Origin of the sequence: Microbacterium sp. NPDC028030 (genome assembly GCF_040637855.1) — a bacterium.
GTDB lineage: Bacteria > Actinomycetota > Actinomycetes > Actinomycetales > Microbacteriaceae > Microbacterium.
The window spans coordinates 1,624,232-1,642,704 of record NZ_JBEZXF010000001.1 but is presented as its reverse complement, the minus strand read 5'-3'; the positions used below and the strand labels follow the sequence as shown (position 1 = coordinate 1,642,704).

The following is an 18,473-nucleotide window of genomic DNA, read 5'->3' as shown; positions in this document are numbered from 1 at the left end:
CGAACATCGCCGGGACTATTGCGCGATCGTCACCCGCACGGCCCGGAGAGCGCATCGACGACCGCCGTCGCATCCGCCTGGAATCGCGCGTAGTAGTCGCGGTCGGTGTTGACCTGCACCCGATGGATCGCGTGCGAGGGGGCCATCGACTGCCAGTCCGGCACGCGCCCCAGCCGCTCGAAGAACAGCGTCGTCGCCGTCGCGGGATCCATCCGCTGCTCGACGCTCCCCCACCAGTCCTGCTGCTGGAACAGCCCGATGCTCGACGTGCGGGATCCGTCGGGGTTCGTGAATCCGCGCGTCTCCCAGTCGCCGTAGTCGATGTTGCGGAGGCTGCTCTCGCCCATCGCGGTCATCACCCCGAGGACCTGCCCCTCCCTCGGGTACCCGAGGGAGGCCGCGGTGCGGACGATGGTCGCCGCGTTCTCGAGCTGCGCGCCGCTCCAGCCCTCGATGCCCGCCTCGGGGAGCGTCTGCGGCTGGTCGACGCACACGGGTGCCGGTTCGTGCGCGAGCCCCCGCGGGATGAGCACCAGCATGCCCCCGAGCACGGCGACGGCCCCGATCGCCAGGAGCACGCGCTGCAGGGTCTTCCGGCGACGCGCGCGGATCGCCGCCCGCTGCCGTGCGCTCGGACTCCTCCGTCTCGCGGTGCTGCGGCGGCGCGCCGCGGGCTTCTTCACTGCGCCCTTCCTCGCCCCGGTGGCGCGCTTCGCCCGTGGCGCCGCGCGTCCCCTCGTCATCGTGCCAGCGCTCCACGTTCGACGCGGGGGCGGCGTCCGATCAGCGCGGCGAGCCCCCCGCCGACCGCCCCGAACAGGTGCCCCTGCCAGGAGATCCCCTCCGCGACGCCGAACACCCCGGCGACCATCGAGCCGCCGTAGAGCGCCACGACGACCACGGCGATGATCGCGTACAGGATGCGGTGTGCCACACGCCCCGGCGCGAACACGCGCATCACGACGTAGCCGAAGTACCCGAACACCAGCCCCGACGCGCCGATCGTCAGCGTGCCCGGCGCGTTGACGATCCAGGTGCCGAGGCCGCCGACGACCGCGACGATCGCGGTGACCGCCCAGAACCGGCGGGCGCCCTCGACCGCGACCAGGCACCCCAGCACCAGGAACGGCACGGAGTTGGCGATCAGGTGCTGCCAGTTCGCGTGCAGGAGCGGACCGAGCACGATCCCCCCGAGACCCGAGATCTCCCACGACCGCAACCCGAATCCGGTGAAAGAGCCGGGCAGCACGGCATCGGCGAACTGCACGACCCACATCGCGACGAGCAGGAGCACCGGCGAGGCGAAGCGGCCGAGCGGATGCGTCGGTCTCGGCGTCGGGGTGGCGGTCACCGGACGATTGTCGCAGGTGCGCCCCGGAGGAAGCTGCGTGTCGAGCGTCATCGTCCGGGCGAAGAAAATGACTCTCCGCGCACCCAGCAGAGCCCGGTTACCCTTGCTGCGTTTCCGCCCTGGGGGAATTGGCCTGGATGCCGCCACGCGGAGAGCCGTCTCCTATCCTAACCCGATGCGTCCGGTGCTTTCGCACAGCGCCCGCTCCGAGCACGCATCCTCAAAGGAACCTGCCAGAGCGCCCGCCGCCGCACAGGGTTACGATCGAGTAACGCGCATCGCAGCGCCGACGCGAGAGGGAACGCATGTCAGAGAACGCCCCCCTGAACCCGGTGATGATCGACGCCGACACGTTCGCCGCCCAGACGTCTGCGATCCTCGGCTCCATCGGTCAGGTGATCGACGGGAAGCCCGATGCCGTGCGCAGCGCCCTCGTGTGCCTCCTCGCCGAGGGACACCTGCTGATCGAAGACGTCCCCGGCGTCGGCAAGACGATGCTCGCCAGGGCCCTCGCCGCCAGCGTGGACGCGACGGTGCGCCGCATCCAGTTCACTCCCGACCTGCTCCCCGGCGACGTGACCGGCGTCTCGGTGTACAACCCGGTCGACCGGGAGTTCGAGTTCAAGCGCGGCGCGGTGTTCGCCCACATCGTGATCGCCGACGAGATCAACCGCTCCTCGCCCAAGACGCAGTCCGCGCTGCTCGAGGCGATGGAGGAGGGACAGGTCACGGTCGACGGCGCGACCCATCTGCTCCCGACACCCTTCCTCGTGGTGGCGACCCAGAACCCGCTCGAGATGGAGGGCACGTACGCTCTTCCCGAAGCGCAGCGCGACAGGTTCATGATGCGCATCTCCATGGGGTACCCGGATGCCGCCGCCGAGGCGCTCATGCTCCGGCAGCGCGATGTCGTGAATCCGCTCGAGGCCGTGTCGCCCGTCGCCGACGCGGCGTCCGTCTCGCAGCTCATCGCCTGGGCGCGCTCGGTCCACGTCGCCCCCGCGCTCGAGGACTACACGGTCGCTCTCGCCCAGGCCACACGCTCCGACCCGAACCTCCACCTCGGTGCGAGCCCGCGGGCGACGCTGCAGCTGATCAGAGCAGCCAAGGTCTGGGCGGCCCTGGACGGGCGCGACTTCGTCATCCCCGACGACATCACCGCCCTGCTCATCCCCGTGCTCGCGCACCGCCTGCTGCCGGCGCGCGGAGCCCACCGTGCCGGGGCCCAGCCGGTCGAAGCGGCGCTGACCCAGATCGTCGAACGGGTGCGGGTGCCCGTCGCCACGCGCTCCTGACCGAGGCCCCGATGCGACGACGCCGATCCCTCACCCTCCGCGGAACCGGTGCGCTCATCGCCGCCCTCGGCTGCATGATCGCGGCCAACATCCTCGGCACCCGCATCCTCCTGTACATCGGCGTGCTGCTGGCCGCCCTGACGCTGTTCTCGCTCCTCGCCGTGCGTCTCCCCCGTCGCTCCGGAACAGTCACCCGTCAGATATCCACCGACCTGCTCACGGTGTCGGAGACCTCACGGGTGACCGTGCGGCTCTCGCTGCGGGCCCTGCGGGTGCCGCGGGGACTGTGGCACGACGTGCTGCCGGCGGCCGTCTCGGGAGACTCCGGCGGGGAGTACCCCTCCGAGACCGGGCAGCTCAGTTATCCGATCACCGGCATCCGCCGCGGGGTCTGGCCACTGGGGCCTCTGCTGCTGCGCACCGTCGATCCGTTCGGCCTCGCGCAGCGCGAGCAGGCGTTCGGCGACACGAGAAGCATCACGGTGGTGCCGGAGGTCTTCGCCCTGACGCCGCTGGCCGTGCGGGTCGGGGCAGCGGGCGGCACGGCGCACACCTCGTCGACACGGCTCGGGCAGGGCAGCGACAATCTCTCGCCGCGCGGCTACATCCCCGGCGACTCGATGCGTCGCATCCACTGGCGGGCCACCGCTCACCGCGGTCAGCTCATGGTGCGTCAGGAGGAAGAGGAGTCCAGCCCCGACGCCGTCGTCGTGCTCGACCGCAGCAGCCGCCACTGGGAGTCACCGGGCGCCGACGCCGACCCCGCGTTCGAAGCGGCCGTGTCGCTGTGCGCCTCCGCGGCCGTGCACCTCGCGGCGGAGGGCTACAGCGTCGATGTGATCGACAGCGCCGGGATGCTGCTGGGGGCGCTGCGCGGGCATGAGGACGACCGCGACGGTCTGCTCGTGGCCCTCGCGATGGTCGCCCCCCGCGGCGAGAGCCGTGACCTGGCGACACTCATCGGAGGATCACCGCCAGGTCCGCTCGTCTACGTCACGGGACGCCTCGACGAAGAGGATGCCGCTCTGCTGCGACCGGCAGGGGCCGCGGCTCCGATGCTGTTCAGCACCGAACTGCTCCCCGGAGCGATCGAGGCGGCCTCCCCGCACGGCTGGACGGTGGTGCCCCTCGGATCCGACGTCGCCGAGGCCTGGGAAGACGCCGTCTCGGCACGGATCGGGGTCGGCGATGTTCCGCGCTGAGCAGTCCGCACCGGCAGCGGCAGCGCCTGCGGTGGGATCGCCGCGATGGCACGGCGACCGCGAGGAACCGTACGGTGTCGTCGCCCCGGCCGCCCTGGCCGCCGTGGCCACCATGGTCGCGATGTGGCCCTACACCTCGGTGATCTCTCCCGGCGCATGGTCGTTCGACGTCCTGCTCGTCGTGATCGCCGTCGCCGGTACCGGGATGCTGCTGCGCCGCCTGCTGCGCCGACGCGCCCCCTGGCTCCGCGATGTCGGCACGTTCGCCGGACAGATCGCGGTCGCGGTCGCCGTCGTGACGCTGCTCATCGCCGGGGACACCGCCTTCCTGGGGATCATCCCGACCTCGACGACGATCGCGCTGTTCGGGGCGCTCGGCGCCGCGGCGGTCGAAGCGGTCGTCTTCGGTTCCGCTCCACTGGACGCCTCCCCCGCACTCGCGGCCGCCATGAGCGTCGGCTTCGCCGTCGTCGCGATCCTGATGGATCACCTCGTAGCGCATCGTTCCGCGGTGCTGGCCGCCCTCCTCACCGGCAGCATCGGCGCCGTGCCGATGATCGTCACGCTGGGCGAGACGAACGTCGTCTGGTTCGTGCTCTTCGGCGTGACCGTGCTCCTCCTCTTCCGCTTCACGGCACGCCGCCATCCGGAATCGCCGCGACGCTCATCCACTCCGGTCGCCGTCGCGGTCGGCGCCGCGGCGCTGGTCACAGCCGTCGCGATCGCTCCTGCCCTGCCCCTCTCGACCAGCGTGGCCGGCACGGGGGTCGGTGTGACGGTCGACGCCTCGCTGCGTCTGGGCGACGACCTGCGCCAGCCCAATCCGGTGGAGGTGCTGACCGTCGCGGCGGAGACCGACACCGCTCCGTACCTGCGGCTCACGACGCTCTCGCGTTTCGACGGGCGCGTGTGGCAGCCCGATCAGGGGGATCTCCAGTCGCAGGACGACGGGTTCGGCGCACCGGAATGGACCGGGGACGTCGCGACGGAGGAGCAGAACACCTCCATCCGGGTGCTGCGCATGTCGAGCTCCTGGCTCCCGGTGCCGTATCCCGCCACGGATGTGCAGGGGCTCAGCGGCTCCTGGCGGGTCTCGCCCGACAACCGCACCCTCTTCTCCCGCAGTGCGGATGCCGTCGGCAACGACTACACGGTCACCTCATCCCGGCTCGCCCCCACCCTGGAGCAGATCCGCGCTGTCGACGCCGCCGCTCCGGTGAACGACCCCGACACCGAGTCGGTCGAGCTGCCCGGCATCGTCGATGAACTCGCCGCCGAGGTGACCGCGGCGGCGAGCACCGACTACGACCGGCTCATCGCCCTGCAGAACTGGTTCCGCTCGGACTTCACCTACTCCCTGGAGACCCCGGTGGAGGAAGGGTTCGACGGCACGGGGGCCGAGGCCGTCGGCGCGTTCCTCGAGGAGCGTTCGGGGTACTGCGTGCACTTCGCGGGAGCGTTCGCGCTCATGGCGGAGAGCCTCGGCATGCAGGTGCGCATCGTCGTCGGCTACCTTCCCGGCTCGCTCACCGACGAGAAGCGCGGCACCGAGTCGGTCTTCTCGGTGACCAGCGACCAGCTGCACTCCTGGCCCGAGGTCCGCTTCCCCGGCATCGGCTGGATCCCGTTCGAACCCACCGCGTCGCTGGGTGTTCCGACCGCCTTCAGCCCTGGCACCACCGAGGGCAGCGACCCCGGGAGCCCCTCCACGCCCGCACCGACCACGGCGCCGCAGACGGAAGAGACCTCGGGTCCGGAGATCGATCGGAACGATGCGGGCGGCGACTCCGCCAGCGGCGACGAACTGCGCACGCTCGATCCTGCACCGGTGCTGCTCACGACGCTCGGCGCGGTGGCGCTGCTTCTCCTCCCCGCGGCGATCCGCATCGTCGAACGTCGGGGTCGGATGCTCAGGGCGCGCCGCGGAGACCCGGCGGCGGCCTGGGCCGAGCTCCGCGACACGCTGATCGACCTGCTGCTGCCCGTGTCCGATGCGGAGACCCCGCGCGTGCGGGCCGCCGGGCTGGTCGACGAGAGTCACGTGGATCCCGCGGCGATGCGCCGCCTGACCGACGCCGTCGAGCGGGCGAACTACGCCAGATCCGGTGACGTCCCGACCGACCTCTCTCCGGCGTTGCGCGAGGTGATCGTGCAGCTGCGTCGCAGCGTGGATCGTCCGACGCGTGTGCGGGCGACCCTGCTTCCCCGATCGCTGTACGCCCCTCGCGCCGCCGAACCCGGCGTCGCGGTGTGACCTCGGCCCGTCAGCGGGCCTCCACGGTCGCGGCGCTCAGGCCGCGTGGGTGGCGCACGCGACGGCGTCGCACGCCTCGCACACGACGAACTGCGAACGGCACGACGGGTCGGGGCAGTTCGCGGTGCGCTTCGTCGCCGCTCCGCACCCTGCGCACTCCCCGATGACCCGCGCGTGATCGGAGAAATCGACGGAACCGCGGCCGTCGAACACATACAAGGATCCGTCCCAGAGACCGTCGTCGCCGTACTTCTCCCCGTACCGGACGATGCCGCCCTCGAGCTGGTAGACCTCGCCGAAGCCGCGCGACGTCATCAGGCTCGACAGCACCTCGCAGCGGATCCCGCCGGTGCAGTAGGTGACGACGGGCTTGCCCTTGAGGTCGTCATAGGCACCGGAGTCGAGAAGCCGCACGAAGTCTCTGGTGGTGTCGGTGTCGGGAACCACCGCGCCGCGGAACCGACCGATCTGCGCCTCGAGGGCGTTGCGTCCGTCGAAGAAGACCACCTCGTCACCGCGTTCGGCGATCAGCCCGTGCAACTCTTCCGGGGTCAATCGCGCGCCGCCGCCGACCACTCCGTGCTCGTCGACGCGCAGTTCGCCCGGGGCGCCGAAGGAGACGATCTCCTCGCGCACCTTGACGCTGAGCTTGGGGAAGTCGACGCTGCGCCCCTCGGCGTCCACCCCCGTCCCTTCGCTCCACTTGATGTCGGCGTCGGCGAAGGGCGCGTACGAGCGGAAGGACCGGCGCCACTTCTTCAGGGCACCGATGTCACCGCCGAGCGTGCCGTTGATCCCGTCCTTCGAGATGAGCACGCGCCCACGCAGCCCGAGCGCCTCCCCGAGGTCGCGTTGCCAGACGCGCACCGCCTCGGGGTCGGCGAGAGGGGTGAACGCGTAGAAGAGGACGATCTTGGGTGTTGCCACCTAGGGATCCTACGTCGTGTCCCGTGACGATCGGCATACGCCCGTCGGCATGCGCACGGAGGTCGCTCGAGGCGACTAGGTGACATCGCGCCGCAGGAAGAGGATCGCCCCACCGAGCAGCGCCGAGGTCACCCATCCGCCGGCCACCAGCACAGCCAGGGAGCCGTCGAGGCGGAGCTCCGGCGTGATGCCCACGGCGGTGACATCGAACGGGAAGGCCTGGAGCATCGCGAGGAGAGGGAGATAGACGGCCCCCGCTCCCCAGACCATCGCCAGGAGCACCGCCACCCCCATCGACATCGCTGCGACGAAGAGTGCCGCCAGGTGTGACTGCACGACGAGGCCGACGCCCATCCCCCAGAGGCCCGCGACGGCGCCGACCACGAGAGCGGATCCGACGGATGACCAGTTCACCGGGACTCCGCCCATCGTGACCGCCAGAGCCACATGCCCGCCGAGGACGCCCGCCAGAGCCACGAGCGCGCCTCCGACGGCAGCGGTCGGCAGCCTGGCGAGCAGGAGCACCCACCGCGGCTGCACCGTGAGTCGTTGCACGATCACGCCGTCTCGCCGATCGACCGTGTAGCGGAACGACCCGTAGACCGCCGCGAGCACGGCGCCGTATGTCGCGAGCACGACGCCGAACGGGGCGGCGAGCGCTTCGCGGAGATCTGCCGGCGCACCAGCGAGCTCCGGCGGGACCCCGGCCGCCACCGACAGCGACACCACGAACGCCGCCGCGGCCGCTCCGAGGAGCACGACATCGCCGACGAAGCCGACGGCCTGCGCTCGAAGCGCCCGACCGATCACGCGACCCTCCTGCGCCCCAGAACCCAGGCGACGAGGACCAGCGCGATCGTCCACGCGAGTCCGACGCCGAGGGCAGGGACGAACTCGAGCAGGCGGCCCTGGTAGCCGGGGACGCTCAGTGCGGCGAGGGCGAGCCCCGGCGAGAACTTCGCCACGTCCGGCGCCGTGCGCATCAGGGCGAACTCCACCGCCATCGGAACGACCAGGACGATGCCGGCGGTCAGATAGTAGTTCCGGGTGATCCAGCCGATCGCTCCTCCGATGAGCGCGCCGAGCACCGCACCGCACACGGCGCCGACGTAGATGTGCCACGCGTGGGGAGTGAGCACGAGCGTCGACCCCTCGGGGATGAGAAGAGCCAGGACGAGGACCGTCCAGAGCGCGAAGATGCCGACCGACAGCGCGACGGCCACGAGGGTGCCGGCGATGAGCTTCGCGGAGAAGGCCCGCCGGTAGCCGACTCCCGTGAGCGTCCGGTCCATCGAGTCGTAGTAGTACTCCCGGGTCACGGCGTACGCACCGACGAACGCCGCGGAGATAACGGACCAGGCGAGGGGCTCCAGCAGTCGGGTGGTGGCCGCAGCGGAGTCGAGGCCGGCGAGGTCGAAGCGCGACCCGTCGGAGAAGAGCACGAAGACGGGCATGAGGAGCGCGACGAAGTAGACCGCGATGACCGAGGTCCCGCTCACGGCGCGCAGAACCTCGCTCCGGATCGCGCCCCTCATGCGGACGCTCCTTCGACCAGCTCGAAGTACCTGCTCTCGAGCGTGTCGCTGTCGCGCGTGACGAGGTCGTCGAGGCGTCCGGAGAAGAGCGCACGCCGTCGGATGATGACGACCTCGTCCACGACCTGCTCGAGCTCGGCGAGCTGATGGCTGGCGATCAGCACGGTGCCACCACGTTCGGCGAAGTCGCGGAGGAATCCGCGCAGCCAACGGATGCCGTCGGGGTCCAGCCCGTTCGCGGGCTCGTCCAGCACGAGCGTCCGCGGCGAACCGATGAGGGCCGTCGCCAGCCCGAGTCGCTGGGCCATGCCCGTCGAGAAGGTCTTCACCCGACGATGCGCGTCCGCTGTGAGTCCCACCTCCGCGAGCACCTCGTCGACGCGGCTGCGGGGTGCACCGCTCGCGAGCCGGCAGATCTCGAGGTGGCGCCGCGCCGAGATCCCGGCTTCGAAACCGAACCCGTCCATGTGCACGCCGACGTGCGATGCCGGGTCGGCGAGGGCCGAGAACGCCACGCCGTCGATGAGGGCTTCGCCGCTCGTCGGCGCGAGCAGACCGACGATCGTCCGCAGCGTCGTCGACTTGCCTGCGCCGTTCGGCCCCAGGAGCCCGACGATCGTGCCCCGTGGTACGGCGAACGTCAGCTCGTCCACGGCGATCCGGTGCCCGTACCTCTTGGTGAGCCCTCTGACTTCGATTGCGTGATCCTTCATCCTCATCCCTTTCCTACTTCCCACTCCCGGGGAGCGACAGCGGCATCGTGACGCCCGTCGTCCAGAGGGTCTGCCACAGATTGCGCACGCCGAGTTCGATCCGCGCCTGGCCGGCGGGCGGCAGGTTCCCGGCCTCCTCCGCGACCTCCAGCCGTGCGACGACCACCGCCGGTACGGACACCCCCGCAGCCGTCACCGGGAGCAGCGCATCGAGAGGGGCCTCCGTCGGCGTCGGGCGCCGGGGCCGAGCGACGGCGTCACCGACCCGATCGTTCGCGAGGATGCCGCTGCTCGTCAGGACGACGTGCGCGCCCGCCGGCACATCCACATCCACGTTCTGCGCGGCCTGGACGAGGACCACGCCGTCGTCGCGTGCGACGAAACCGAGAGTGGCCGTCACCGGGACCGGGATGAAGGCGCCCGCCGTCACGATGGTCGCGAGCAGCAGGGCACACACCGAGATCACGCGGAGCCGCGAGACGCCCGATCGGAAGATGCGGAGCAGCGCCTTGGCGAGGAGTGAGACCGCCACGAGGACGACCACGGCCTCCAGCGTGACCACCAGCAGTCCGAGGATCGGCCCGCCCCCGGCGAGCGCTCGAACCGCGCGGGCGATCGCGAACAGCACCAGCACCGCGGGTGCGACGAGGCTGGCGAGTCCGAACGGGACGCTCCACCACCTCTCCAGATGCATGCTCGACCGACGCCCGCCGAACAGGATGCGGGCCAGGAAGTCCGCGCCGTCGCGCATCGCACGGACGCGGAGGTTCGGTTCGTCCACGGCGCTCATGAGCGCGATGTACCCGTCGAAGCGCACGAACGGGATCAGGTTGAGGAGGACGACGCCGACGCAGGAGACGGCGACGAGCAGCAGCACCTCGTGGACCGCCGGTTGCGGGAGCAGGAGGGCGGCGAGGAGCGCGACGGCGGCGGCGAGGGCGTGCACCGCCGGGCCCGCGAGCGCGACCGCGATGCGCTGTCTGCGGTCGCGCAGACGCCAGCCGTCGGTGACATCGACGAAGAAGGCGGGCGTGAGGTAGAAGAGCATGAAGCCCGCTCTGCGTGCGCTGCCGCCGAACCTCGTGAGCGTGAGTCCGTGGGCGCACTCGTGGAGCAGCGTCAGGAGGGACAGCACGACGACGACGACCACGAGGCCGGGAAGCGCGATCGGCCTCGTGAGGGCGTTCCGCAGTTCGCCGGCCTGAGCGATCGCGGCGAGGATTCCCCCGCTCAAGAGCACGGCGACCACCCAGAGGAGTACGCGGGGTGGGACCGGGAGGAGCAGGCGGTTCATGCCGCCGAACAGCGCCGGGGCGCGAAGGGTCGCGACCTGGAGGGTGAAGGGTGGCCGGTAGCTCAGCCGACCGGGTGGGAGTCTCGCGTCGTCCCCGAGGAACCCCGCAGCGCTGAGGCGTCGGATCAGCTGCCCGAAGCTCTCCTCCGACTCGGACGCGGCGAAGCGGGCGCGCAGATCACGGAGCGCGGTGTGGCCGTCCATCGCCGTCAGCAGCTCGACGATCGTGCCGGACATCCTCGCCGATGGCACCCCGTGGAACGTCGCGATCCATCCCTCTCCGTGAGCCGCCTCCTCGAAGACCACGCCGGACGCCAGGCGCGGGCGCGCGTCGGCCGCGAGGGGTGGCGTCTCGGCGGACGCGCGTCGGCGAGCGGACCCGATCCGCGGCACGGTCATTGCTCCCGTTCCGCGGTTCCCGCCCACGATGTCGTGAGCAGGCGGATGTCCACGCCGTGCGGCGTCCGGACCGGTGACACCTCGGGGCGGACGAAGCCTGCATCCACGAGCTCGCGCGCGAGGAGTTCGTGATCGAGCAGTCGCAGACGACTCGTGAACACCGTCACCTCGCTGCCGGGCACCACCTCGCAGACGCGCACCCAGTTGACCAATCGCGCCGTGCCGCCCTCCTCGATCTGCTGTGAGAAGAGATAGGTGTCGTCTCCGTCGAGCCCTGGCACCACGACCTCCTGGTCTGTCGACGTCAGGAGGCTCTGTGCAGAGGCGCCTCCTGCGACGGTGAAGGCGAACACTCCTCCGGCCGCGAGATGTCGACGCACGTTCGCGTACAGCAGCGACCTCCCGGCACGGTCGAGCAGCGTGATGGATGTCGCCCCGATGACGATGAGCCCGAACCGCTGCGGCAGCGAGAAGTCGCGCATGTCCGCGACGACGCACTGCACCCTGTCGTGGTCCGGCAGTGCACGACGAAGGTGGGAGAGCATGTCGTCGGAGAGGTCGACGGCGGTCACGTCCTCGCCGGATCTCACCAGCGGAACGGTCAGCCTCCCGCTGCCGGCGGCGAGATCGAGGATCGGGCCCGCCGCGCCGCGTGCGAGCGCCAGGATCTCGCGGATCTCTGCCCGGTCGGGACCGACCAGTCGCTCATAGAATTCGGTGCCCGCACCCGCGTACAGGTCCTGAGCTCTCGGAGATGCCCCCTCCCTCTCCAGGCGCGCCGCCACGGTTCGGGTTATCGGATCTGGAACTGGCATTTCGCCTCTCTGTGCGGAACGGGGTGCGGGCGCGTGGGGCACCCGCACCCCTTCTCTCAGGTCGCGATCGCGGCCGCACCGCCGATGATGGCGATGATGTAACTGACGTGCTCCCACCATTCGAGGGGCGCGTCGATCTCTTCGAGCTCCTGGAACTCGAGCGTCATCGTCTGCACTGTTGACCTCCTCGGTCACTCTTTCCGGTCTCGCGCCTACGTCAGGGCGAGGATTCCGATGATCACGCCCACGGCAAAGCCCCGGATGTAGTCGTCGGTGTCGTTCAGCGCTTCCATGGCCTCGAGTTCGGTGAACTCGAGCGTCGACATCTCGGCGTGCATGTGTGCCTCCTTCCCTCTATCGGTTTCCGCCTGGCGACGGCATCACGTGGCGGCGGCTGCACCGATGCCGATGAGTACCAGCGCACCGATCACGCCCTGATAGAAGCTCTCCCAGCTCAGGGCTTCCATCTCGTCGAGTTCTTGGAAGCGGATCCGCTTCTCACTCTTCGTGTCCATTCGTTTCACCTCCTCGCAGACTCGTCGAAAGCCGGCGGTCGCCACCGACCGGTCGCGGGCTCCAGTCGGAGTCGCGAAGCAGATCGCAGAAGTCGTCGGCCACGAGACCACGGAGCATGGGGTGACGGTCTCCCCACGCCCTCTCCGTCGCCGTGGCGATGCGATCGATCTCGGCTGCGGTCGGTCGCGGCGCACGCGGGATCCCCCAGCTGTCGATGAGCGCCGCGATGCCGGATGCCGGATCGTGGGGCACCGCCGTCCCGCACGCGACGCCGCGCCAGAAGAGTTCGAGGCTGTCTCGGTCTCCCCACCGCGCGTCTCCCGCGCAGATCCGACGCCAGACCGCAGAGATGATCGTCGCCGTCGCGACCATCTTTCGCACCTGCAGGTGATACGCCACTTCGTTCGCCGCATACCAATGCCTGGCGCTGTACGGGTCGGGCCCTCGCAGCGCCGCCGTGCGCTGGGTGGCTGCACTCAGGCGCGCGAGGCGCAGTCTTCCCGCTGCGGAACTCGTGTCGCGGGTGGCCGACTCCAGCAGCGCTCTCCCCAGAGCGACGGCATCTCTGTGCTGCCTGACGCTCCTCCGCGAACTCGTCGACGCGCCGGCCAGACGGAGGAAGGCCTCCATGACTCCCTCGCCGACGGCACGGGGTGCGAGCGTGGCCAGGGCGTACGGATCGAGGATGGCGTGGCGCGGCGTGAGTGCGCGTCCGACCAGGAGCCGGTGACCGTGTTCGTTCGTGAGGATGCCGACGCTGTTCGTCTCCGACGAGGTGCCGAGCGTCGTGGGCACCGCGACGATGTCCACGGGCGGCGGAGCATCGGGCACGAAGGTCAACGCGGCGCTCGACGCGTGTCCGATGACGTAGTCGAGCACGTGTTCCCCGGCGGCCGCGAGGGCGGCGATCTTGCCGGCGTCGAGCACGCTGCCTCCTCCGATCACCACGATCACGGCGGGCGGCCGGTGGGCGATCTCCCGTGCGATCGCGACCACGGTCGTCGCATCGACCGACGACGCGTCCACCCTCACGGCTCGCGTTTCGCCTGCGACGAGAGAGGCGATCGGGAGGGCCACGTCTGCAATCACCAGCGTCTCGCGACCCGCGGTCAACCTCTTCGTCATGCGACGCGCGACACCGGTGCCGTGCCACAGCGTCGGCACTCGTCCCCCGAACGCGCCGCTCACATCGACACCTCGTGCACGCGCGAGAGCCCGGCGCGCACGGCTGCCTCGGTGTCGCGCAGCTCGCCCGCTGTGAAGCCGTAAGGCGGAATCAGCTCGATGGCGCTGGGCCCCGGCTGCACGAGGACGCCGTTGTCCGCGATGGCCGACACGACGCGAAGCACCTGGATTCCGGAGAGCGGGCTCCCATCCGCCTTGCACAGTCCGAGCCCCACGAAGCAACCGCTCCCCGTCACCTCTGTGACCAGGCCGTCCGCGGTCAACGACCGGGCCATGTCCCACAACTGGGCCGCGAGCGCACGAGTGGTCGCTGTCACGTCGATGCGGTGCAGTTCGTCGATCACCGCGAGGATGGCCGCCGCGCATGCGGGTGTCCCCGCCTGTGTCTCGCCGTGCACGAACGTCCATCCCCCGCGCACGAACGCCGACGCGATGCGTGGTCCCACGAGCACCACAGCCGCTCCCATCGCACCGTTCGTGAGCGCTTTCGAGAGGATCAGGACATCGGGTGCGGCCTCCCATCCGTCGGTGGCGAACATGGTCCCGGTGCGGCCGAAGCCCGTCGCCACCTCGTCGGCGACCACCAGGAATCCGTGCTGTTCCCGCAGCGCGAGGAGACGACGGATGAAGGTGTCGGACAACGCGTGCGCCCCACTTCCGAGGACCGGCTCGACGACGACCGCCGCGACTCTGGATCCTTCGCGCGTCAGCAGCGTCTCGAGTTCGTCTCCGTCATCGGCGTGAGACACGTGCCGCACGGCTCGACGGTCGACGGCGTACGCGGACTGGAGCAGGTCGTCGCCGCTCAACGCATGACTGCCGTACATGGTCCCGTGGTAGCTGCCGCGGAGTCCGACGACGATCGTGCGGAATCCCGCGCCCTGGTGCGCCCAGTACTGTCGTGCGAGCTTCATCGCGGCGTCGTTCGCGGCCCCGCCCGAGGTGGAGAAGACGACGCGGCTGTACCGCCGGGGGTTCGCGAGCTCGAGGAGAGCGTCAGCCGCGGACTCCGCGTACCGATGTGGTGCGCGGAACAGCGACAGGTAGGAAGCATCGTGCGTCGCCTTGCACACGGCTGCGGCGACCGCCGGGTTGCCGAAGCCGAGGGGGACGTTCCACAGCCCGCTCGTGGCGCACAGCCGCGTGGATCCATCGGCGAACTCGATGCGGTGTCCGGCGGCACCCACGGCGACCCGGTCGGGCGCGAAGGTCGAGTCCGCGGGGAGCATCGACGTCCACAGAGCGTGCGGAACGCTCACTGCTCGACCCCGTCCACCCGATTCGAGACGTCCGTTGGCCTACCGAGGTGGACGTCGAGCGCGGTGACGGCCTCACGGCACAGGGTGCCCGCCTCAGACGCCGACGTGCCGAGCTGTCGCGCCACCCGCCCTGCAGCGACCTCCAGAGTGCTCGAGGTCTGCGTGGCGGCGACCACCATCGCTGTCGACCGTGACAGCAACTGGCGGCGCAGGGTCGTCGTGTCTGCGAGCACGAACACGTCTGCGGTCTCGACGAGGAACGGATCCGCGGTGAGTGGTTCGGCGTCTGCGAGGTGATCGTCGAAGAACGCCCCGCCGAAGCCGGAGATCGTGGCGGCCCCGTTCGCCAGGCGGAGCATCTTCATGAGGTCCGTCGCGAGCAGATACCGTCCGATCCATCCGCGGGTCGCCAGATCGGCGTCGAGCACATGTGCGGGCACTGCACCCGCTAGTGCAGCGGAGCGGGGCACGGGGGTGGCGAGCAGGGTGGGCAGCTGATCGACCATGCCGATGACCTCGCCACCGATACCGAGGGCGACAGAGCCGTCCCGGTGCACCCTGATGGCGCTGGGAGTGACGAGCTCCGTCGGTTTCATGAGGGCGCTTCGGTCCGCGAGGAGCACCCGCGGGTCGAGCAACGCCGAGGGGAAGACTCCGGTGCGACGAGCGAGGTCGGCGTCGGCGAGGAACGCCTGCCAGCCGGTCCCGTCGACCATGCTCACCGCCGTGGGACCGACGATCTGGACGAAAGCCGCGGCGACGTAGTCCTGCAGTTCGACGACACGTTCGCCGAGGAACAGCTCGTCGCCGACGTCGCTCAGGGCTCCGCTGTAGCGGACCGTCATCCCCTGCCCGTCGTACGCCCCGCACTCCATCGGCAGGAGCACCGCGTCGTCGGGACCGGCCACGCCCCACACATCCTCCGTCGCTGCTCCGGGCTCGACGAGGAACACCCGCGCATACTCCCGTCTCTCGCCGGTGATCCACTCGCGGAGCGCCCGCGCACCCCGTTCGTCCGCCTCGACCGCACGCTCTCCTTGCCGCATCAGGCAGCGTCCCGCCCGCGCCGGACGAGGTCGAGTCCCGCCGCCGCGAATCCGTCCTGCACGTCCCGCACGATCTGGGCAGCATCCCCCACACGCACGCCGAGCTCGGTCGCGAGCAGAGCCGTGGCCGCTGACTCGTCGGCCGTCGCGATGAGGCATTCGGCCGCCCGAGCGGTGTCGGGATCGAGCGGGAACCGTCTGCCGCTGACGGGGTCGGCCAGCAGATACTCCCCCATGTCGACGGCGAGGAGGAAAGGGGCATCAGCCGACAGGACCGAGGGGTAGGCCGCGCCCTCGTCGAGGGCTCGCACCAGGTGCCCGCCGAACCCCGAGACGGTCGGTCGCCGCGGTACGTCATCCCACCGTCGCAGCAGTTCGAGGAGCGCGGCGTACCGCCCGATCCATGGCCGATCGTCGAGGTCCGCCGCGAGCATGGCAGGGTCGACGATCCGCGCGAATGCCCGGCCCGGTCCAGCACCGACGGCTGCGGACGCCTCGATGTCGGCCCGCTCATCACCGACGTGACCGAGCAGGAGCCCGTCGACCCCGTCCCGGTACTCGCCGGCGGCGGTGACATGGACCCGCACGAGTGCGTCCCGCGCACCGTCGGCGCCGGCGAACAGGGCCCGCACGTCCAGGAGCACGTGGCGGTCGAGCAGCTGGTCGACGAAGATCCCGCATTCCCTCGCCGTGTCGGCATCGCTGAGAAAGGCGGCGATGCCCTCCGCACTGCGCTGGCGGACCACGGTCGGCCCGCCGATCGACAGCAGCGGCGCCGCGACGTAGTCCTGCAGTTCGACCGCGAGGCGTCCGTCGACGGCGATCACGTCGCCAGGACGACGGAACCCTCCGAGGTATCCGACCATCCGCGGATCCTCCGGCTGTGCCGTGCTGGAGGGCGCGAAGATCACGTCGGCGGGTTCGGCGATCTGCAGCACCGCCCCCGCGTGCGCGACCGACTCGAGGAAGAACGCCGTTCCGTCCAGCAGCGCGCGTCGTCCGCTGACGTACTGCTCGAATGCCGTCGTCGTGCGATGGCCTGATCGCGACATCGTCGTCGAACTTCGCTGCATGCGTCCCCCCGAAGGTCCCGATGCTCGCGCATCGTCCTCGTGTGAGGTTAAAACGTCCGCATTCAAGATGCAATATGTTACATATGGCACGCCCAGAGCCGGTGAGTGAGTTCACCTCTCCGTCTGGGGGAGCTGTCACGTCCCGCCCGGGCGATCGGATAGGATGGACAGGTTGTTCCTTGGTGACGTGTCCGAGCGGCCGAAGGAGCACGCTTGGAAAGCGTGTGTTGTGCAAGCAACCGCGGGTTCGAATCCCGCCGTCACCGCCAGAAAGTCGAGAAGGGCCTCCGCTGATGCGGAGGCCCTTCTCGTTTGTCGCCCCGTGTCGTCAGTCGCCGAAGCGCACGCCGTAGATCTGCCCGCCCGGCTCGGCGGGGAGGCGCGTCATGCCGAGGCGCTCATAGAACGCGGCGGCTCCGGCGTTGTTCGGGTCGATGCCGAGGTGCAGCCCGCGCACACCCCGCCGGGTCAGCTCGGCGAACAGCGTGTCCATGAGAGCGCGGCCGAGCCCCTGACCCTGGGTCTCGGGGAGCAGGTCGATGTGCAGGTGGGCTGGGTAGTCCGCAGCGTTCGGCTCGATGCCGGGCGCGCGCCCGTAGCCGTAGTCCACCATGCGGTCCTCGCGCGTGACGATGTCTGCAGGCCGGGGGTGGCGCTGCTGTCGCGTGGGCCACCATTCGTCGCGGAACCACGTGTAGAACGCATCGGTGTCGTCGGTCGCGACGACGTAGCCGATCGTCCGGTCGTCGTCGCTCTCGACCACCCAGGCGAGGTCGGGATGCCGTTCGGCGTACGGCACGGCGAACAGGTCGCCCCACAGTTCGTCATCCGAGAGGATGCCGGTCGCGTCGCCCCCGGCGTCGGCCGTCTTCACGCAGATCTCGTACAACGCGGCGCGGTCGGCGGGGCGATACGGACGGATGCGCGACACGGAGAACTCCTCTGGGTGGACGGGTCCGATCAGCCTATCGGCGCTTCGACCTCGGACTTCGTATGCTGCACCCAGGGCAGCAGCCAGGCCGCCAGCACCAGGACGACGCCGGCGCCGACCAGCGCACCCCCGACGGTGTCGGTGGCCCAGTGCACCGAGAGGAACGTGCGCGAGAGGGCCATCGCCAGCACCCACACCGCTCCCGCGATCGCCACCCACACTCGGGGGAAGATCACCCACAGCACGAGCGCGATCGTGGCGGCGTTCGCCGTGTGCCCCGACGGGAACGAGCCGTAGTCGCTCACGACCAGCATGTCGTCCGGCCGGGCGCGGCCGAAGATCGTCTTGAGCAGCTGGACGGCTCCCGCACTCGCGGCGAAGCACACGGCGGCGAAAACCGCCCCCCGCCACCGCCGGGCGAGCACGAGCACGAGGATCGTGAGCAGCGGAACACCGAGGATCGCGACCCAGCCGCCGCCGACCCAGTTCAACGCGAGAGCGAAGTCGAGCATCCACTCGGCACGCGCGCCGGAGATGGTCTCGTTCCACCAGTGGTCGAACCCTGGCGTCTCCGGATAGACGAACACGACCACGGCGCCGAGAACCGTTGCGAGCGCGAGGAGACACACTCCCCACCACAGCAGCGTGCGCCTGTTCATCGTCCCATTCTGTCGGATG

Annotated in this window: 20 protein-coding genes, 1 tRNA gene and 1 other RNA gene; 4 read left to right on the top strand and 18 right to left on the bottom strand. The window is 70.3% G+C overall.

The features are described from left to right. Positions 1-29: 29 nt before the first annotated feature. The 3 genes from AB0E56_RS08180 to ffs all read right to left on the bottom strand — a co-directional run bounded on the left by AB0E56_RS08180 (position 30) and on the right by ffs (position 1,511). Entirely contained in the window at positions 30-683 is a 654-nt protein-coding gene (locus AB0E56_RS08180) for a hypothetical protein (protein WP_359798077.1), read from the bottom strand. Positions 684-739: 56 nt separating this feature from the next. Continuing rightward, the gene (locus AB0E56_RS08175) at positions 740-1,351 is read right to left on the bottom strand and encodes a rhomboid family intramembrane serine protease (RefSeq protein WP_359798076.1); all 612 of its coding nucleotides are present in this window, start codon (positions 1,349-1,351) and stop codon (positions 740-742) included. Positions 1,352-1,414: 63 nt separating this feature from the next. Then, positions 1,415-1,511: signal recognition particle sRNA small type (gene ffs, locus AB0E56_RS08170), an RNA gene on the bottom strand. Between the two features lie 145 nt (positions 1,512-1,656). Between ffs and AB0E56_RS08165 the strand changes: the two genes are divergently transcribed. The 3 genes from AB0E56_RS08165 to AB0E56_RS08155 are packed head-to-tail and all read left to right on the top strand — an operon-like array spanning position 1,657 to position 6,102. Beyond that, a complete protein-coding gene (locus AB0E56_RS08165) occupies positions 1,657-2,646 on the top strand; it encodes a MoxR family ATPase (protein ID WP_359798074.1) in 990 nt (329 codons plus the stop codon). A gap of 11 nt (positions 2,647-2,657) precedes the next feature. Beyond that, positions 2,658-3,848 (top strand): DUF58 domain-containing protein, encoded by a 1,191-nt coding sequence (locus tag AB0E56_RS08160; RefSeq protein ID WP_359798073.1) that lies wholly within the window; start codon positions 2,658-2,660, stop codon positions 3,846-3,848. After that, complete coding sequence (locus AB0E56_RS08155) at positions 3,835-6,102, top strand: DUF3488 and transglutaminase-like domain-containing protein (protein WP_359798072.1); 2,268 nt, start codon at positions 3,835-3,837, stop codon at positions 6,100-6,102. The genes AB0E56_RS08160 and AB0E56_RS08155 overlap by 14 nt, the downstream gene beginning before the upstream one ends. 36 nt (positions 6,103-6,138) lie before the next feature. Here the strand turns inward: AB0E56_RS08155 and AB0E56_RS08150 are convergent, their stop codons facing one another. From AB0E56_RS08150 to mpaB (AB0E56_RS08090), 13 genes are all read right to left on the bottom strand, one after another. Continuing rightward, positions 6,139-7,029 (bottom strand): rhodanese-related sulfurtransferase, encoded by an 891-nt coding sequence (locus tag AB0E56_RS08150; RefSeq protein ID WP_359798070.1) that lies wholly within the window; start codon positions 7,027-7,029, stop codon positions 6,139-6,141. A gap of 75 nt (positions 7,030-7,104) precedes the next feature. Further along, on the bottom strand, positions 7,105-7,839 hold the full coding sequence (locus AB0E56_RS08145; RefSeq protein ID WP_359798068.1) for a hypothetical protein: 735 nt from the start codon (positions 7,837-7,839) through the stop codon (positions 7,105-7,107). After that, the gene (locus AB0E56_RS08140) at positions 7,836-8,564 is read right to left on the bottom strand and encodes an ABC transporter permease (protein ID WP_359798067.1); all 729 of its coding nucleotides are present in this window, start codon (positions 8,562-8,564) and stop codon (positions 7,836-7,838) included. The genes AB0E56_RS08145 and AB0E56_RS08140 overlap by 4 nt, the downstream gene beginning before the upstream one ends. Continuing rightward, positions 8,561-9,277 (bottom strand): ATP-binding cassette domain-containing protein, encoded by a 717-nt coding sequence (locus tag AB0E56_RS08135; protein WP_359798065.1) that lies wholly within the window; start codon positions 9,275-9,277, stop codon positions 8,561-8,563. The genes AB0E56_RS08140 and AB0E56_RS08135 overlap by 4 nt, the downstream gene beginning before the upstream one ends. Before the next feature lie 13 nt (positions 9,278-9,290). After that, a complete protein-coding gene (mpaP, locus tag AB0E56_RS08130) occupies positions 9,291-10,970 on the bottom strand; it encodes a daptide biosynthesis intramembrane metalloprotease (protein WP_359798064.1) in 1,680 nt (559 codons plus the stop codon). After that, positions 10,967-11,755 carry a daptide-type RiPP biosynthesis methyltransferase gene (mpaM, locus tag AB0E56_RS08125; protein WP_359798062.1) on the bottom strand — a complete coding sequence of 263 codons (789 nt, stop codon included), beginning with the start codon at positions 11,753-11,755 and terminating at the stop codon, positions 10,967-10,969. The genes mpaP and mpaM overlap by 4 nt, the downstream gene beginning before the upstream one ends. 86 nt (positions 11,756-11,841) lie before the next feature. After that, a complete protein-coding gene (gene mpaA3, locus AB0E56_RS08120; RefSeq protein ID WP_359798060.1) occupies positions 11,842-11,952 on the bottom strand; it encodes an MpaA3 family daptide-type RiPP in 111 nt (36 codons plus the stop codon). 45 nt (positions 11,953-11,997) lie between these two features. Continuing rightward, positions 11,998-12,123 carry an MpaA2 family daptide-type RiPP gene (mpaA2, locus tag AB0E56_RS08115; RefSeq protein WP_258566874.1) on the bottom strand — a complete coding sequence of 42 codons (126 nt, stop codon included), beginning with the start codon at positions 12,121-12,123 and terminating at the stop codon, positions 11,998-12,000. A gap of 42 nt (positions 12,124-12,165) precedes the next feature. Beyond that, positions 12,166-12,300 carry an MpaA1 family daptide-type RiPP gene (gene mpaA1 / locus AB0E56_RS08110; protein ID WP_359798058.1) on the bottom strand — a complete coding sequence of 45 codons (135 nt, stop codon included), beginning with the start codon at positions 12,298-12,300 and terminating at the stop codon, positions 12,166-12,168. After that, positions 12,284-13,489 (bottom strand): daptide-type RiPP biosynthesis dehydogenase, encoded by a 1,206-nt coding sequence (gene mpaC, locus AB0E56_RS08105; RefSeq protein ID WP_359798056.1) that lies wholly within the window; start codon positions 13,487-13,489, stop codon positions 12,284-12,286. Before mpaC ends, mpaA1 begins: the two co-directional genes overlap by 17 nt. After that, a complete protein-coding gene (mpaD, locus tag AB0E56_RS08100) occupies positions 13,486-14,745 on the bottom strand; it encodes a daptide-type RiPP biosynthesis aminotransferase (RefSeq protein ID WP_359798054.1) in 1,260 nt (419 codons plus the stop codon). Before mpaD ends, mpaC begins: the two co-directional genes overlap by 4 nt. After that, positions 14,742-15,791 carry a daptide biosynthesis RiPP recognition protein gene (gene mpaB, locus AB0E56_RS08095; RefSeq protein WP_359798053.1) on the bottom strand — a complete coding sequence of 350 codons (1,050 nt, stop codon included), beginning with the start codon at positions 15,789-15,791 and terminating at the stop codon, positions 14,742-14,744. The genes mpaD and mpaB (AB0E56_RS08095) overlap by 4 nt, the downstream gene beginning before the upstream one ends. Next, positions 15,791-16,864, bottom strand: coding sequence for a daptide biosynthesis RiPP recognition protein (mpaB, locus tag AB0E56_RS08090; protein ID WP_359798051.1), 1,074 nt, complete (start codon positions 16,862-16,864; stop codon positions 15,791-15,793). The genes mpaB (AB0E56_RS08095) and mpaB (AB0E56_RS08090) overlap by 1 nt, the downstream gene beginning before the upstream one ends. Before the next feature lie 181 nt (positions 16,865-17,045). Here mpaB (AB0E56_RS08090) and AB0E56_RS08085 point away from each other — a divergent pair. Next, positions 17,046-17,133, top strand: a tRNA-Ser gene (locus AB0E56_RS08085). 59 nt (positions 17,134-17,192) lie between these two features. Here AB0E56_RS08085 and AB0E56_RS08080 read toward each other — a convergent pair. Continuing rightward, positions 17,193-17,795 carry a GNAT family N-acetyltransferase gene (locus tag AB0E56_RS08080; protein ID WP_359798049.1) on the bottom strand — a complete coding sequence of 201 codons (603 nt, stop codon included), beginning with the start codon at positions 17,793-17,795 and terminating at the stop codon, positions 17,193-17,195. 29 nt (positions 17,796-17,824) lie between these two features. Continuing rightward, positions 17,825-18,454, bottom strand: coding sequence for a phosphatase PAP2 family protein (locus AB0E56_RS08075; protein ID WP_359798048.1), 630 nt, complete (start codon positions 18,452-18,454; stop codon positions 17,825-17,827). Positions 18,455-18,473: the final 19 nt, after the last annotated feature.

What these genes read in the sequence shown, in the direction of transcription:
- mpaA3 (WP_359798060.1), bottom strand. Translation starts at nt 11,952, where the DNA reads ATGACGCTCGAGTTCCAGGAGCTCGAAGAGATCGACGCGCCCCTCGAA.
- AB0E56_RS08160 (WP_359798073.1), top strand. Translation starts at nt 2,658, where the DNA reads ATGCGACGACGCCGATCCCTCACCCTCCGCGGAACCGGTGCGCTCATC.
- AB0E56_RS08135 (WP_359798065.1), bottom strand. Translation starts at nt 9,277, where the DNA reads ATGAAGGATCACGCAATCGAAGTCAGAGGGCTCACCAAGAGGTACGGG.
- mpaA2 (WP_258566874.1), bottom strand. Translation starts at nt 12,123, where the DNA reads ATGCACGCCGAGATGTCGACGCTCGAGTTCACCGAACTCGAGGCCATG.
- mpaA1 (WP_359798058.1), bottom strand. Translation starts at nt 12,300, where the DNA reads ATGGACACGAAGAGTGAGAAGCGGATCCGCTTCCAAGAACTCGACGAG.
- AB0E56_RS08140 (WP_359798067.1), bottom strand. Translation starts at nt 8,564, where the DNA reads ATGAGGGGCGCGATCCGGAGCGAGGTTCTGCGCGCCGTGAGCGGGACC.
- AB0E56_RS08165 (WP_359798074.1), top strand. Translation starts at nt 1,657, where the DNA reads ATGTCAGAGAACGCCCCCCTGAACCCGGTGATGATCGACGCCGACACG.
- AB0E56_RS08155 (WP_359798072.1), top strand. Translation starts at nt 3,835, where the DNA reads ATGTTCCGCGCTGAGCAGTCCGCACCGGCAGCGGCAGCGCCTGCGGTG.
- mpaP (WP_359798064.1), bottom strand. Translation starts at nt 10,970, where the DNA reads ATGACCGTGCCGCGGATCGGGTCCGCTCGCCGACGCGCGTCCGCCGAG.
- mpaB (WP_359798053.1), bottom strand. Translation starts at nt 15,791, where the DNA reads ATGCGGCAAGGAGAGCGTGCGGTCGAGGCGGACGAACGGGGTGCGCGG.
- AB0E56_RS08075 (WP_359798048.1), bottom strand. Translation starts at nt 18,454, where the DNA reads ATGAACAGGCGCACGCTGCTGTGGTGGGGAGTGTGTCTCCTCGCGCTC.
- mpaB (WP_359798051.1), bottom strand. Translation starts at nt 16,864, where the DNA reads ATGCAGCGAAGTTCGACGACGATGTCGCGATCAGGCCATCGCACGACG.